Annotated in this window: 15 protein-coding genes and 1 pseudogene; 2 read left to right on the top strand and 14 right to left on the bottom strand. The window is 68.8% G+C overall.

Going from position 1 to position 12,999, the window contains the following annotated elements:
* Positions 1-17 precede the first annotated feature (17 nt).
* The 6 genes from AB0J95_RS39380 to gatC form a co-directional block, all read right to left on the bottom strand.
* Entirely contained in the window at positions 18-368 is a 351-nt protein-coding gene (locus AB0J95_RS39380) for a TetR family transcriptional regulator C-terminal domain-containing protein (protein WP_364770200.1), read from the bottom strand.
* Positions 356-823, bottom strand: a complete 468-nt coding sequence (locus tag AB0J95_RS39375; protein WP_364770198.1) for a TetR family transcriptional regulator — start codon at positions 821-823, stop codon at positions 356-358. Before AB0J95_RS39375 ends, AB0J95_RS39380 begins: the two co-directional genes overlap by 13 nt.
* Before the next feature lie 123 nt (positions 824-946).
* Positions 947-2,431 carry an Asp-tRNA(Asn)/Glu-tRNA(Gln) amidotransferase subunit GatB gene (gatB, locus tag AB0J95_RS39370; RefSeq protein ID WP_364770196.1) on the bottom strand — a complete coding sequence of 495 codons (1,485 nt, stop codon included), beginning with the start codon at positions 2,429-2,431 and terminating at the stop codon, positions 947-949.
* 8 nt (positions 2,432-2,439) lie between these two features.
* A complete protein-coding gene (locus AB0J95_RS39365; RefSeq protein WP_364769898.1) occupies positions 2,440-2,637 on the bottom strand; it encodes a hypothetical protein in 198 nt (65 codons plus the stop codon).
* Positions 2,634-4,154, bottom strand: a complete 1,521-nt coding sequence (gatA, locus tag AB0J95_RS39360) for an Asp-tRNA(Asn)/Glu-tRNA(Gln) amidotransferase subunit GatA (protein ID WP_364769896.1) — start codon at positions 4,152-4,154, stop codon at positions 2,634-2,636. The genes AB0J95_RS39365 and gatA overlap by 4 nt, the downstream gene beginning before the upstream one ends.
* Positions 4,151-4,450 carry an Asp-tRNA(Asn)/Glu-tRNA(Gln) amidotransferase subunit GatC gene (gene gatC / locus AB0J95_RS39355; protein ID WP_364769894.1) on the bottom strand — a complete coding sequence of 100 codons (300 nt, stop codon included), beginning with the start codon at positions 4,448-4,450 and terminating at the stop codon, positions 4,151-4,153. Before gatC ends, gatA begins: the two co-directional genes overlap by 4 nt.
* Positions 4,451-4,655: 205 nt before the next feature.
* Between gatC and AB0J95_RS39350 the strand changes: the two genes are divergently transcribed.
* Entirely contained in the window at positions 4,656-5,309 is a 654-nt protein-coding gene (locus AB0J95_RS39350) for an amino acid-binding protein (protein ID WP_364769892.1), read from the top strand.
* On the opposite strand, the gene AB0J95_RS39345 is transcribed toward AB0J95_RS39350, so the two are convergent.
* The 8 genes and pseudogenes from AB0J95_RS39345 to AB0J95_RS39310 all read right to left on the bottom strand — a co-directional run bounded on the left by AB0J95_RS39345 (position 5,211) and on the right by AB0J95_RS39310 (position 11,714).
* The gene (locus tag AB0J95_RS39345; RefSeq protein ID WP_364769890.1) at positions 5,211-6,353 is read right to left on the bottom strand and encodes a glycosyltransferase family 87 protein; all 1,143 of its coding nucleotides are present in this window, start codon (positions 6,351-6,353) and stop codon (positions 5,211-5,213) included. The genes AB0J95_RS39350 and AB0J95_RS39345 overlap by 99 nt on opposite strands.
* A 42-nt stretch (positions 6,354-6,395) precedes the next feature.
* Positions 6,396-7,085, bottom strand: a complete 690-nt coding sequence (locus AB0J95_RS39340; RefSeq protein ID WP_364769888.1) for a family 16 glycoside hydrolase — start codon at positions 7,083-7,085, stop codon at positions 6,396-6,398.
* A 317-nt stretch (positions 7,086-7,402) separates the two neighbouring features.
* A pseudogene (locus tag AB0J95_RS39335) lies at positions 7,403-7,502 on the bottom strand (sigma factor); the annotation flags it as partial.
* 199 nt (positions 7,503-7,701) lie between these two features.
* Positions 7,702-8,910, bottom strand: a complete 1,209-nt coding sequence (locus tag AB0J95_RS39330) for an acyl-CoA dehydrogenase family protein (RefSeq protein ID WP_364769886.1) — start codon at positions 8,908-8,910, stop codon at positions 7,702-7,704.
* Entirely contained in the window at positions 8,910-9,899 is a 990-nt protein-coding gene (locus tag AB0J95_RS39325; protein WP_364769884.1) for a phosphotransferase family protein, read from the bottom strand. Before AB0J95_RS39325 ends, AB0J95_RS39330 begins: the two co-directional genes overlap by 1 nt.
* Positions 9,896-10,348: a MaoC family dehydratase gene (locus AB0J95_RS39320; protein ID WP_364769882.1), complete on the bottom strand. Its 453-nt coding sequence runs from the start codon at positions 10,346-10,348 to the stop codon at positions 9,896-9,898. Before AB0J95_RS39320 ends, AB0J95_RS39325 begins: the two co-directional genes overlap by 4 nt.
* Positions 10,349-10,362: 14 nt before the next feature.
* On the bottom strand, positions 10,363-11,115 hold the full coding sequence (gene fabG, locus AB0J95_RS39315) for a 3-oxoacyl-ACP reductase FabG (protein ID WP_364769880.1): 753 nt from the start codon (positions 11,113-11,115) through the stop codon (positions 10,363-10,365).
* Positions 11,115-11,714 (bottom strand): TetR/AcrR family transcriptional regulator, encoded by a 600-nt coding sequence (locus AB0J95_RS39310; protein WP_364769878.1) that lies wholly within the window; start codon positions 11,712-11,714, stop codon positions 11,115-11,117. The genes fabG and AB0J95_RS39310 overlap by 1 nt, the downstream gene beginning before the upstream one ends.
* 100 nt (positions 11,715-11,814) lie before the next feature.
* On the opposite strand from AB0J95_RS39310, the gene AB0J95_RS39305 reads away from it, so the two are divergent.
* A complete protein-coding gene (locus AB0J95_RS39305) occupies positions 11,815-12,594 on the top strand; it encodes an enoyl-CoA hydratase-related protein (protein ID WP_364769876.1) in 780 nt (259 codons plus the stop codon).
* Positions 12,595-12,999 lie beyond the last annotated feature (405 nt).

Raw genomic sequence — 12,999 nt, 5'->3', positions numbered from 1 at the left:
ATCCAAGTGAGGGCCACCTATCGGGGGGTGGCCCTCACTGCTGTCTCACGGAGGCTGATGTGCGGCTCGAACGCGTCCAGCAACAGCTCGCGCATCCGGTCGACAGACATCTCGGTGGTCCGCGCCAGGATCTGGATCGCCAGCCCGTCGACCATGCCGGTGAACCGAGCGGCCAGCGCTTCGGCGTCGGCTTCGGTGCACTCCCGGACCAACTCGACTACGACCTGGCGCCAACGGCTGTAGATCTCGCGCTGCCCCGGGCGTCGCGCGGGGTCGAGGATGGCCTCGTTCCAGGCCTGGATCCAGATGGACCACCCCTGGACGTCCTCGTCGGTGGCCGGAAGCTGAACCTCGATCAACCGCCGCAGCTTCTCAAGTGCTGAACTGGGCCTCGATGCGCTGGTGGAGCCGATCCGCGTAGAAAGCGAGCGCGGACCGCAGCGTGTCGTCCTTGATGGGGAAGTTGATAGTGGATCGTGCCCGTGCTCGTCCCGCACTCCTCGGCGATATCCGCGACCCGCACGTGGTGAAAGCCTTTGCGCGCAACGAGCCTGGCCGTTGCCTCGAGGATCTGCGCCCGCCGGATATCCGGATCGAGCGAGTCGGCCCGCGCTCGCCCTTTGGCCGGTCCGGGCCCACGCCCTTCCCCGGTGCGGAGATAACGCTGGGACACCTTGCCTTCGCGGGCGATGGCCACCAGTTCGTCGTCCCGCAGCCGCCGCGTCCCGTGCAGGACCTTCGACAACGCCGTTGGATCCATCCCGGCCCGCGCCGCGAACTCCCGCTGGCAGCGCGCCCAACCACACTGGCGGCGCCCCAGCACGCTCACGCTCCCAGCCACACTCGTGCCGCCCCAAACCAGCGCCACCCCAGCAAAAAGCCACCTACAAGCCCACAAAGCAAAGCGCCCGGCCAGAAAACCCAGCCGGGCGCCACCAAGCAACCATCAAACCCCGGAACGCTCCAAAATCAGCTCCCGGACCCGCTTGGCATCGGCCTGCCCCTTGGTCGCCTTCATCACGGCGCCAACGATCGCACCCGCAGCCTGAACCTTCCCACTACGGATCTTCTCCAGAACATCGGGCTGCGCAGCCAAAGCCTCATCCACAGCCGCCGTCAACGCCGACTCATCGGAAACGACCTTGAGCCCACGCTGCTCAACGACCTCAGCGGGAGAACCCTCCCCAGCCAGCACGCCCTCAACGACCGACCGCGCCAGCTTGTTGGTCAGCAACCCATCCGCGACCAACTTGATCACATCGGCAACAGCCCGAGGTGAGATCGGCAGCTCATCCAGCTCAACGCCCCGGGAGTTCGCCTCCTGCGCGAGATGCGAGACCCACCAAGCCCGAGCCTCCGCCGGGGAGGCGCCCTCGGCCACGGTCGCCGCGATCACGTCGACCGCACCGAGGTTCAGCAGGTCCCGGAGCTCCAAGTCGGACAGGTTCCACTCGGCCTGAATGCGCTTGCGCCGCGCGGAAGGCATCTCGGGCAGTGTCGACCGCAGGTCCTCGACCCACTGGCGGGACGGGGCGATCGGCACGAGGTCGGGTTCCGGGAAGTACCGGTAGTCCTCTGAGGTCTCCTTGGCGCGACCGGCCGAAGTGGACCCGGTGGACTCGTCGAAGTGCCGGGTCTCCTGCCGGATCGTCCCGCCGGAGGCCAGAACCGCCGCCTGACGGGTCATCTCGTACCGCACCGCCCGCTCGACCGACCGCAGCGAGTTGACGTTCTTGGTCTCCGTGCGGGTGCCGAACTCGGTCGTGCCACGCGGCATCAGCGAGACGTTGGCGTCGCAGCGCAGCGAGCCCTGGTCCATCCGCACGTCGGAGACTTCCAAGGCACGCAACAGGTCCCGCAGCGCGGTCACGTACGCCCGCGCCACCTCCGGGGCCCGCTCGCGGGTGCCGGTGATCGGCTTGGTGACGATCTCGATCAGCGGCACGCCCGCCCGGTTGTAGTCCAGCAGCGAGAAGTCCGCGCCGTGGATCCGGCCGGTGGACCCGCCCACGTGCAGCGACTTGCCGGTGTCCTCCTCCATGTGCGCGCGCTCGATCTCCACGCGCACGGTGGACCCGTCCTCCAGTTCGACGTCGAGCCAGCCGTTGAACGCGATCGGCTCGTCGTACTGCGAGGTCTGGAAGTTCTTCGGCATGTCCGGGTAGAAGTAGTTCTTCCGGGCGAACCGGCACCACTCGGCGATCTCGCAGTTGAGCGCCAGGCCGATGCGGATCGCCGACTCGACACCCGTCTCGTTCACGACCGGCAGCGACCCGGGCAGGCCAAGGCAGGTCGGGCAGACCTGGGTGTTGGGCTCCGCGCCGAACGCCACCGGGCAGCCGCAGAACATCTTGGTGTGGGTGGACAGCTCGACGTGCACCTCGAGCCCGAGGACGGGGTCGTAGTTCTCGAGGACCTCGTCGTAGTCCATCAGGTCGGTCACTTGTCGTCCTTACGTGCCGCTCGGATGGTCAGCAAGACGCCGGTGACCGCGGCGAGGATGCCTGCTACCGCGTTGACCAGCAGCAGCCGGTCCTTGTCCTTGCGGGCGGTCTGCAGCGACTTGACCGCGCTGACCGCGCCGAACACGGACCCGGCCACACCGAGAACTCCGCGGATTCCGCGCACCTTGTTCATCCCGCCACCTCCAGTTCCGGCACCCGGTGGATCAGCGGGCCGCCGTCGGCTTCGTTGCGGGCGACCTCGTAGGCCGCCGCCACCCGGTACATCCGGGTCTCTTCCAGTGCTGGGGCCATGATCTGCAGGCCGACCGGCAGGCCGTCGGTGCCCGACAGCCGGCTGGGGACGCTCATCGCCGGGGTGCCCGCCATGCTCGCCGGGATGGTGCACAGGTCGGCGAGGTACATGGCCATCGGGTTGTCGGTGCGCGAGCCGATCTCGAATGCCGTGGTCGGCGTGGTCGGCGAGACCAGCACGTCGACGTTCTCGAACGCGGCGGCGAAGTCCCGCTTGATCAGCGTGCGGACCTTCTGCGCCGAGCCGTAGTAGGCGTCGTAGTAGCCCGAGGACAACGCGTACGTGCCGATGATGATGCGGCGCTTGACCTCGGCGCCGAAACCGGCCTCACGGGTCAGCGACATGACCTCCTCGGCGCTGCGCTCACCGTCGTCGCCGACGCGCAGGCCGTAGCGCATGGCGTCGAACCGGGCCAGGTTCGAGGAGCACTCGCTCGGCGCGATCAGGTAGTACGCCGATAGCGCGTACCTGAAGTGCGGGCAGGACACCTCGACGATCTCGGCGCCCAGCGTGCGGAGCTGCTCGACGGCCTCGTTGAACGAGAGCATCACGCCGGCGTCGTAGCCGTCGCCGGAGAACTCCCGCACGACACCGATCCGCACGCCCCGGAGGTCGCCCAGCGCGCCCTCCCGGACGGCCTGCACGACCGACGGCACGGGCTCGTTGATCGAGGTGGCGTCGAGGTGGTCGTGACCGCCGATCACCTCGTGCAGCAGCGCGGCGTCCATCACCGTGCGCGCACAGGGACCCGCCTGGTCGAGTGACGACGAGAACGCCACCAGCCCGTAGCGCGACACACCGCCGTAGGTCGGCTTCACGCCGACGGTCCCGGTGACCGCGGCCGGCTGGCGGATCGAGCCGCCGGTGTCGGTGCCGATCGCCAGCGGCGCCTCGTACGCGGCCAGCGCGGCCGACGAGCCACCGCCGGAGCCTCCGGGCACGCGGCCCAGGTCCCACGGGTTGTGCGTGGGGCCGTAGGCGGAGTTCTCGGTGGAGGAGCCCATCGCGAACTCGTCCATGTTGGTCTTGCCCAGGATCACGATGCCCGCCTCGAGCATGCGCGTGGTGATCGTGGCGTCGTAGGGCGGCTGCCAGTGCTCGAGCATCTTGGAGCCGACCGTGGTGGGCGCGCCCTGCATGGTGACGACGTCCTTGAGCGCCAGCGGCACCCCGGCCAGCGGCGACGCGGGCGTGCGGCCGGCGGCGACGTCCTCGTCCACGGCCTTGGCCGCGGCGAGCGCGCTCTGGGTGCTGACGTGCAGGAACGCGTTGACCGCGGGGTCGACGGCGGCGATCCGGTCCAGGTGGGCCTGGGCGACCTCGACCGCCGAGACCTCCTTGGCCTGGATCTTTGCCGCGATCTCGGCCGCGGTCAGCCGGATGATGTCCTCGCTCACTGTTCCTCTCCCAGGATGCGTGGCACGCGGAAACGGCCGTCCTCGGCCGCGGGGGCACCGGCGAGCGCCTGCTGCTGGGTCAGCCCGGGGCGAACCACGTCCTCGCGGAACACGTTGGTCAGTGGCACTGCGTGCGAAGTGGGCGGCACGTCCTCGGCGGCGACCTCGGTGACCTTGGCCACTGCTTCCAGGATCACGTCGAGCTGACCAGCGAACTTGTCCAGTTCCTGGTCGGTCACCGCGAGCCTGGCCAGCTTGGCCAGGTGCGCTACCTCTGCACGGGAGATGGTTGGCACTCCACGAACCCCCGGGGGTTTACATTGCGTCTGGGACCTGGTGAGTCTATGGCGAGGGGTCACCCGTTCCCGAACCGGTTATCCGCCGATGCGCTGTTCGCGACCCCACGCCTGCTCTCGGGGGCGTCCGGGGGTCTGCGAGAATCGGCGACCGGCAGCAGGCGCGGACGGCAGGGTTCCGCGCTCGACGCAGGAGGCGTTCGCCTTGTCCTTCCTGATCCGGGTGCAACTCCCGGATTCCCCGGGAACACTGGGCGCGGTGGCGACCGCGCTCGGCAAGATCGGCGCCGACATCCTCAGCGTGGACGTGGTCGAGCGCGGCGGCGGCGTCGCCGTGGACGACCTGGTGGTGGAGCTGCCGTCGGGGCGCCTGCCGGACATGCTGATCACCGCCGCGGAGTCGGTGGACGGCGTCGAGGTGGACGCGGTGCGGCCCTACGCGGGGGTGCTGGACACCCACCGCGAGCTGGAGCTGGTGGAAGAGGTCGCGGCCGAGCCGAACGAGGGCATGCGGACGTTCACCGAGGGCGTGCCGAAGATCATCCGGGCGGGCTGGGCCGTGGTGGTCGCCGCCGACCCGAGCGGTTCGCAGACACTGGCCGCGTCGGCCGCGGCGCCGCAGATCACCAAGATCGAGCTGCCGTTCATGCCGCTGGCCAAGGCCACCGTGCTGGACGGCGAGGAGTCGTGGGTGCCGGAGACCTGGCAGGAGCTGGGCACCGAGCTGGCCGCGACGCCGCTGGGCAAGCCGGACCGGGTGCTACTGGTCGGCCGCCCGGGCGGCCCGATGTTCCGTGCCGCCGAGGTCGCCCGCCTGGCGCACCTGGCCGGGATCGTCGCGGTCGTCCTGGACGGATGACAACGCTGTCAACCAGCTGACCAGCACGAAGCAGTACAGCGACGACCCGATGTGGTCGAGCAGCGTGCCGCCCTTGAACAGGTGCATGCCCCACTCGACACCGATCAGCGGCAGCGTGAGCAGGAACGAAGCCGTGGCGAACCTGCGCTGGTGCAGCACCACGAACACGCCTGGGAAGCACAGCACCAGGTAGTTGTGCCAGGCCACCGGCGAGAACAGCAGGGTCGCCGCGGTCAATGCCCACAGCGCCTGGGGCGTGTCCTGGCGGACGCGCTTGTAGGTGATCGCCAGGATCACCGCTCCGGCCAGGAAACCGGCCCACGCGGGCAGACCGAGGCGGGCGGCCAGGCTCGGCAGGGATGCGTTGTCGCCGAACGTGCTCAGCGGCTCGTGGCGCAGGACCTCGATCCAGCGCCAGGTCTGGCTCGGTCCGGTGGCCAGCCCGACGAGCGTGGCTCCGATCGTGGTCGCCAGGGCTGCTTTGAGGGTGGGCCAACGGCGTTGCGCGATCGGCAGGAGCAGCAGCGGGGCCAGGGTCGGCTTGAGCGCGATCACCAGGCCAAGGGCGATTCCGGCTTGCCCGGTGTTGTGGCGGCGGGCGGCGAGCCAGGACCAGGTGAGCCCGGCGGTGAGGACGCCGTAGATCTGCCCGACCGCGACCGTGCCCATGAACGGCGAGGACAGCGCCATCGCCGCCAGTGCGAGCCATTTCGGCGCGTTGAGTTCCCGCGCGACCAGGTATCCGGACCCCAGCACGAGAATCGCCGTGATGACCGCGAAAACCCAGTACGCCGCAAGGGGTTCGAGCAATCCGAACGGCGCGAAGAGAACCGTCCACACGGGCGGGTTGAGGTTGACCAGGTGCGCGCCGGTGTCGTAGATGGGTTGCCCGTGCAGCAACGCCTGCGCCGACCGGTGGAACGTCTCCAGATCGGCGTGCCACCCGACCTCCGTGGACAGGATCCGCCCCACGTTGGCGCTGCCATAAGCGAGCAACAGCCACAACGTGACCGCACCCGCCACCACAGTCCCCACCCAGCGCACCCACCCGAGGGTACCGACGGGGGTGCGCTGGGCGGGGATGGCCTACGTGGTGATGAACGCGTCCGGCTTCTGCACGACCGGGGACTCCAGGTAGAGGCCCTTGTACTCGTCGTTGATGCCGCTGTTGTGGATCTGGATCGCGATCGGGCCGACCCGGCCGGCCGTCTTGTCGGTGAACTGCAGGACCTCAACGGCCTTGCAGGTGGTCGCCTTGTCCGGGAGCGGGCAGCAGGCCATCCGGGCGACCCCGGTGTCCTGGTTGGCGATCAGCTCGCACTGCGCCCACTTCTTGATGTCGATGGACTTGTGGTCGAACTGCTTGAACAGCTTGCCGCCGCCGTTGTTGTGGCCGGGGCGGTAGTCCCAGTGGCCGCCGTTGGGGGGCTGGAACTGGATGGCGGACAGCGCGTCGCGGATGGGGTCGGTGGTGCCCCAGATGAGGACGGTGGGCTTGTGGTTGCCCTTCACCTGACGGACCTGGAAGATCCACCGGAACGTGCCGGCCTGTTGCTTGTTGTAGTAGATCCAGCCGCGGGCGGTCCCGTTCGCGTGAATGGCACCACCCTTCACGGTGAACTGCCCATCCTTGGCCTGGGTCCACCCGTCCAACGAGGTGCCGTTGAACATCGAGACGAGGTTGGGATCGTTGTAGGGGTTGGGATCCGCACCAGCGGGAGCGGCAAAGCCGAACACCAGGGCGACCGCGGCCGCGATAGTCCACAGTGGACGCATTCGTACCTCCGTCCCTCGAAATGTAAACGTTTACAAGGGCGGCTCTCCCGAACCTACGGTGACTTCCCGTAATCGTCAACCCACATTCCGCTCACCGACACCCCCACCACCACAAGCCCCATCCGGCACACCCGGCGAATACCCCGTCCGCCAACACCGCGAGCCCCTCACCCGTCCCCAACACCGCCAGTCTTCACCCCATCCTGCGACGCCGCGAGCCGCACCCGGGCCATGTAGCCCATCCCCGATGCCGCGAGCCCCACACCGCAGGCCCCACCCGATTGCGCCCGCCCAGTGGATACCGCAACACCGCGAGTGTCCAGCGCGGTCAGGCAGGCGTTGGTGGCGATCCGGTACAGCCAGGTCCGCGGCGACGAACGGCCCCTCGAACCGGGAGTACGCCCGCCACGCGTTCAGGTACGTCTCCTCCTCGCCCTACACCCCATCCCGCAAGCCCGCGAGCCGCACCCAGGGTCCTGTGGACACCCGGCCACCTGTGGACAACCTCCAGCCACAAGCCCAGAGCTGTCAGCCCTCTTCACTAGGCTGGAAATCGGGGGCCGGAGGCAAGCCCGGGCAGCGAAACGAAGCCACCCGGGCCGCCACACAACACACGTCAGAGGTATTTGGCCAGCTCGCGCCGAGCCATGGACCGCTTGTGCACCTCATCGGGCCCGTCGGCGAGCCGCAACGTCCGGGCGTGCGCCCAAAGCCCGGCCAGGGGCGTGTCTTGGCTGACGCCGCCGGCGCCGTAGGTCTGGATGGCCTTGTCGAGGATCCATTCGACGGTGGTGGGGGTCGAGATCTTGATCGCCTGGATCTCGGTGTGGGCGCCTTGGTTGCCGACGGTGTCCATCAGCCAGGCGGTTTTGAGGACGAGCAGGCGCAGTTGTTCCACGCGCACACGGGCTTCGGCGATCCAGTCCTGCACAACGCCTTGCTGTGCGATGGTTTTGCCGAACGCCACGCGGGACACCGCCCGCTTGCACATCAGCTCGATGGCGCGTTCGGCCATGCCGATCAGCCGCATGCAGTGGTGGATCCGGCCGGGGCCGAGGCGCGCCTGGGCGATGGCGAACCCGCCGCCGAGTTCGCCGATCAGGTTCTCGGCGGGCACGCGCGCGTTGTCGAACTCGATCTCGGCGTGGCCACCGTGGTCGCCGTCGGTGTAACCGAAGACGTGCATGCCGCGCTTGATCGTCATCCCCGGTGTGTCGCGCGGGACGAGGACCATGCTCTGCTGGCGGTGCGGCTCGCCGTCCGGGTCGGTCTTGCCCATCACGATGAAGATCTGGCAACGCGGGTTCATCGCGCCGGAGATGAACCACTTGCGCCCGTTGATGACGAAGTCGCTGCCGTCGCGGTCGATCCGCGTGGCGATGTTGCGCGCGTCGGACGAGGCGACGTCCGGTTCGGTCATCGCGAAGGCGGACCGGATCTCGCCCTCCAGCAACGGGTGCAGCCACTGCTTCTGCTGCTGCTCGTTGCCGAACATCGACAGCACTTCCATGTTGCCGGTGTCGGGGGCGGCGCAGTTCAACGCGGACGGCGCGAGGTGCGGGCTGCGGCCGGTGATCTCCGCGAGCGGCGCGTACTGCAGGTTGGTCAGGCCGCCGCCGTGCTCGCCGGGCAGGAAGAAGTTCCACAGCCCGCGTTTGCGCGCCTCGGCCTTCAGCTCGTCGACGATCGGCGGGGTGGTCCACTCGCTGTCCCGTTCGGCCAGCTGCTGCTCGAACACCGGCTCGGCCGGGTAGACATGCGAGTCCATGAAGTCGTTGAGCTGCTTGACCAGCTCCTGGGTGCGCGCGTCGTAGCCGAAGTCCATCAGTTCTCCTTGAGCGTGGCGTTGCCTTGCGCGACAACGGGTTCGGTGAGCGAGCCGACCAGCTCGAAGCCCTGCCCGACGGTCTTGCCCTGGCTGAACCGGAAGTAGATGCCCTCGGTGATCACCGCGAGCTTGAAGAACGCGAACGCGATGTACCAGTCCAAGTTGGACACATCCAGCCCGGACCGGTCGCCGTACCGCGCGATCGTCTCGTCCACGCTCGGATACCCCGGGGCGCTGCTGACGTTCGCGATCACCGAGTCGTCCGGCGCCTCCCGGGTCGCGTAGGCGACGGTCAGCCCGATGTCGGCGAGCGGGTCGCCGAGGGTGGACATCTCCCAGTCCAGCACCGCGTTGATCCGGTCGTCCAGCACCAGGGTGTTGTCCAGCCGGTAGTCGCCGTGCACGATCGTGGCCCGCTGTGGCTGTGGGATCCGCTCGGCCAGCCGCTCGTGCAACCGGTCGATGCCCTTGATCTCCCGGCTGCGCGACGCGTCGAGCTGCTTGCCCCACCGCCGCAGCTGCCGCTCCAGGAACCCGTCCGGGCGCCCGAAATCGGCCAGTCCCACCGCCGCCGGGTCGACCGCGTGCAGGTCCGCGAGAGTGTCCACAAGGGAGTCCGCGATCGCCCGTGTCCTTTCCGGACCAAGCCGGCCGAGCTCTTCCCTGCTGCGGTACGGGATCCCCGCCATGAACTCCATCACGTAGAACGGCGCCCCGAGCACTTCGGTGTCCTCGCAGAGGAACAACGTGCCAGGCACCGGTACGGCGGTGTCCTTCAACGCGGTGATCACGCGGTACTCGCGGGTCATGTCGTGCGCGGTCGGCAGCACGTGCCCGAGCGGCGGCCTGCGGACCACCCACTTCGACGTGCCGTCGGTGACCACGTACGTGAGGTTCGACCGGCCGCCCTCGATCAGCTCGGCGCTCAGCGGGCCGTCGCCCAGCCGGCCGGCGAGCTTGTCGAGGTCCAGTCCGGGCAGGCTCATCGGTAGATCCGGCTGACGGTCTCGGCGACGCACGCGGGCTTGTCGCTGCCCTCGATCTCGATGGTGAACTTGGTGATCGCCTGCTTGCCGCCCTGCACGTCGGTGATCTCCAGCAGCTCGGCGGTGCCGCGCACCCGCGAGCCGACCTTCACCGGCGACGGGAAACGGACCTTGTTCAGGCCGTAGTTGACCACCATCGCGACGTTCTCGACCCGGTAGATGTCCTTGGCCAGCACCGGGATCAGCGACAGCGTCATGTACCCGTGCGCGATCGTCGACCCGAACGGGCCGGCCTTGGCGCGCTCGACGTCCAGGTGGATCCACTGGTGGTCGCCGGTCGCGTCGGCGAACAGCTGCACCGCCTCCTGGGTGACCTCACGCCACTCGCCGGTGCCCAGCGACTCGCCCTTGGCCGCGGCCAGCTCGTCGACATCCTTGAAGACCCGCATGCGCCCTGTCCCTTTCAGTCCGTCGGCCCGCCGGCCGCGTACACGACCTGACCGGAGATGAAGCCCGCACCCTCGCTGACGAAGAACGACACCAGGTGCGCGATGTCCTCCGGCTCACCGACCCGGCGAACCGGGATCTGCGCGGCCGCACCGGCCTTCATGTCCTCGAACGACACGCCCAGCCGCTCGGCGGTCGCGGCGGTCATGTCGGTCGCGATGAACCCGGGGGCGATCGCGTTGACCGTGACACCGAACTTGCCCAGCTCGATGGCCAGCGTCTTGGTGAAGCCCTGCAGGCCCGCCTTGGCCGCCGAGTAGTTCGCCTGGCCGCGGTTGCCCAGCGCGGACGTGCTGGACAGGTTCACGATCCGGCCCCAGCCCTGCTCGGTCATGTGCTTCTGGACCGCGCGGCTCATCAGGAACGAGCCGCGCAGGTGCACGCCGATGACCGAGTCCCAGTCGTTGTCGGTCATCTTGAACAGCAGGTTGTCCCGCGTGATGCCGGCGTTGTTGATCAGCACCGTCGGCGCGCCGAGCTCCTGCGCGACCTGGCTGACCGCGGCCTCGACCTGCTCGGTGTCGCTGACGTCGACGCTCAGCCCGATCGCCTTGCCCCCGTCGGCGACGATGGCGGCCGCACCCTCCTTGACGCCCGCCTCGTCGAGGTCCAGCAGGGCGACGGCGAACCCGTCGGCGGCGAGCCTGCGGGCGACGCCTGCCCCGATGCCGCGGGCGGCGCCGGTGACGATCGCGACCTTCGAAGTCATCAGTTCTCCTTCTGCAGTGAAGCCACCAACAGGTGGGCGTAGTGCGTGGCGATGTCATTGGCGGACAGCTGCCCGGTCCGGCGGTACCAGATGCCCAGGTGGTGCACGGCGCCGAAGAAGTAGTCCACGACCAGGTCGGCGGGCACGTCCAGGCGGAACGCGCCGTCCCGCTGGCCCTCCTCGACCATGCCGCGGAAACGTTCGTGGTAGCGGCGCCGTTCGGCGCGCACCGCCCGCTGTTTCGCGGGGCTGAGGTACTGCATGGACTGGTAGAAGATCCGCACGTCGTCGAGGTTCTCGATGGTCGTGACGACGACGTCGACCGCGGCGTCTTTCAGCCGTTCGGCGACCGGCGCCTCACTGGCGGCGAACTTCTCCAGCCGGTCGGTCTGCTCGCGCAGGACCCGCCCGTAGATCTCGTGCAGCAGGTCGTCCTTGGAGCCGAAGTAGTGGTACATCGCGCCCTTGGTCACGCCCGCGGCCTCGACGATTTCCTGCACGGACGTGCGGTCGAAGCCCTGCTTGGCGAACAGCCGGGTCGCCTCGGCCAGGAGCCGCTCGTCCACACCGGACGCCGCGCTGGTGGGCCTACGAGCCATCGTCGGGTCACCTTTCGTTCCTTCAGGCGCCGCAAGCATACCGCTCGGTATGTCGTCGGCAACCTCGACGTGAGCTAAGCAACCGCTTAGCATGTTGGGCATGACCGACCACGGGGTACGGATCTCGGCCGACGGCGCGGTGACCACGGTGACGTTCGACCGTCCCGGCCGGCACAACGCGATGAACATCGAGATGGAGGTCGCGTACGGCGAGACGCTGCGCGCCCTCGAGAAGGACCAGGGTGTGCGGGCCATCGTGCTGACCGGCGCGGGCACCTCGTTCTGCCCCGGCGCCGACCTCGACCTGCTCGCCGGGGTGTCGGCGGAGGCGAGCGGCGGCCACGAAGGCATGGTCGCGAACGTCCAGGCGGCGGCCTTCCTCGGCAAACCAGTGGTCGCGGCGATCAACGGCGGCTGCGCGGGCCTCGGGTTCGTCATCGCCTGCACGGCGGACGTGCGGTTCGCCGCGGCGGGCGCCAAGTTCACCACGGCCTTCGCGCGCCGCGGCCTGATCGCCGAGTACGGCCTCGCCCGCCTGCTGCCCGACCTCGTGGGCCGTGGCCGTGCGATGGACCTGCTGTTGTCCGGCCGTACCTTCACCGCGGAGGACGCCCTCGCCTACGGCCTGGTCCAGGAGGTCGTCCCGTTCGACGCCCTGCTGCCCACCGCCCAGGCGTACGCGACGGAGCTCGCGACCTACAGCGCGCCGCGGTCGATGGCCGTGATGAAACAGCAGATCCGCGACGAAGCCCCGCTCCCGCTGGAGGAGTCCGGCGAACGAGCCGCCAAGCTGATGATCGAGTCCTTCACCCACCCAGAGCTGGCCGAAGGCCTGGCCAGCTGGACGGAACGCCGCCCACCCAACTTCCCGCCGCTGTGACCGTGCGAAAGGAGCTGGAGCAGGACAAACTGCTCCAGCTCTACCTGCACGACCTCGCGGAGTTCTTCGTAGCTCGCGGAATCCTTCTGGCGCGGCCTGACAACCCCCACCGCGGAACGGACCCTCACCCCACCGGAAGTATCAGAACCCCGAACCCTCCCGCGCTTCCAAACTTGACCACATCGTCGCCGCCAAGCAGTTGCCCTTGCGGCTGGCTCGTCCACCTGCAAGGGGCCCAGCACAATCTCCAAGGTTCCAGGAGCCAACGACTCCAAGCCGAAACCGCGACGAACGTCCAGCGCCCCACCGGACCAAAAGGCCCCGGTCACCACCAACCTCGCGCGCGTCCGGATCAGCAACACCCCTCAAACTTCACGCACAACCACACCCCGCGCCACCGACCCA

Source organism: Actinocrispum sp. NPDC049592, from assembly GCF_040675465.1.
Classification (GTDB): domain Bacteria; phylum Actinomycetota; class Actinomycetes; order Mycobacteriales; family Pseudonocardiaceae; genus Kibdelosporangium.
The sequence above is the reverse complement of the archived record's forward strand: the minus strand, read 5'-3'. Positions and strand labels throughout refer to the sequence as shown.

Excerpts from the sequence above, each read along its gene's own strand:
- gatB (WP_364770196.1), bottom strand. The coding sequence starts at position 2,431 with ATGGACTACGACGAGGTCCTCGAGAACTACGACCCCGTCCTCGGGCTC.
- AB0J95_RS39365 (WP_364769898.1), bottom strand. The coding sequence starts at position 2,637 with ATGAACAAGGTGCGCGGAATCCGCGGAGTTCTCGGTGTGGCCGGGTCC.
- AB0J95_RS39340 (WP_364769888.1), bottom strand. The coding sequence starts at position 7,085 with ATGCGTCCACTGTGGACTATCGCGGCCGCGGTCGCCCTGGTGTTCGGC.
- AB0J95_RS39330 (WP_364769886.1), bottom strand. The coding sequence starts at position 8,910 with ATGGACTTCGGCTACGACGCGCGCACCCAGGAGCTGGTCAAGCAGCTC.
- AB0J95_RS39325 (WP_364769884.1), bottom strand. The coding sequence starts at position 9,899 with ATGAGCCTGCCCGGACTGGACCTCGACAAGCTCGCCGGCCGGCTGGGC.
- AB0J95_RS39320 (WP_364769882.1), bottom strand. The coding sequence starts at position 10,348 with ATGCGGGTCTTCAAGGATGTCGACGAGCTGGCCGCGGCCAAGGGCGAG.
- fabG (WP_364769880.1), bottom strand. The coding sequence starts at position 11,115 with ATGACTTCGAAGGTCGCGATCGTCACCGGCGCCGCCCGCGGCATCGGG.
- AB0J95_RS39310 (WP_364769878.1), bottom strand. The coding sequence starts at position 11,714 with ATGGCTCGTAGGCCCACCAGCGCGGCGTCCGGTGTGGACGAGCGGCTC.
- AB0J95_RS39305 (WP_364769876.1), top strand. The coding sequence starts at position 11,815 with ATGACCGACCACGGGGTACGGATCTCGGCCGACGGCGCGGTGACCACG.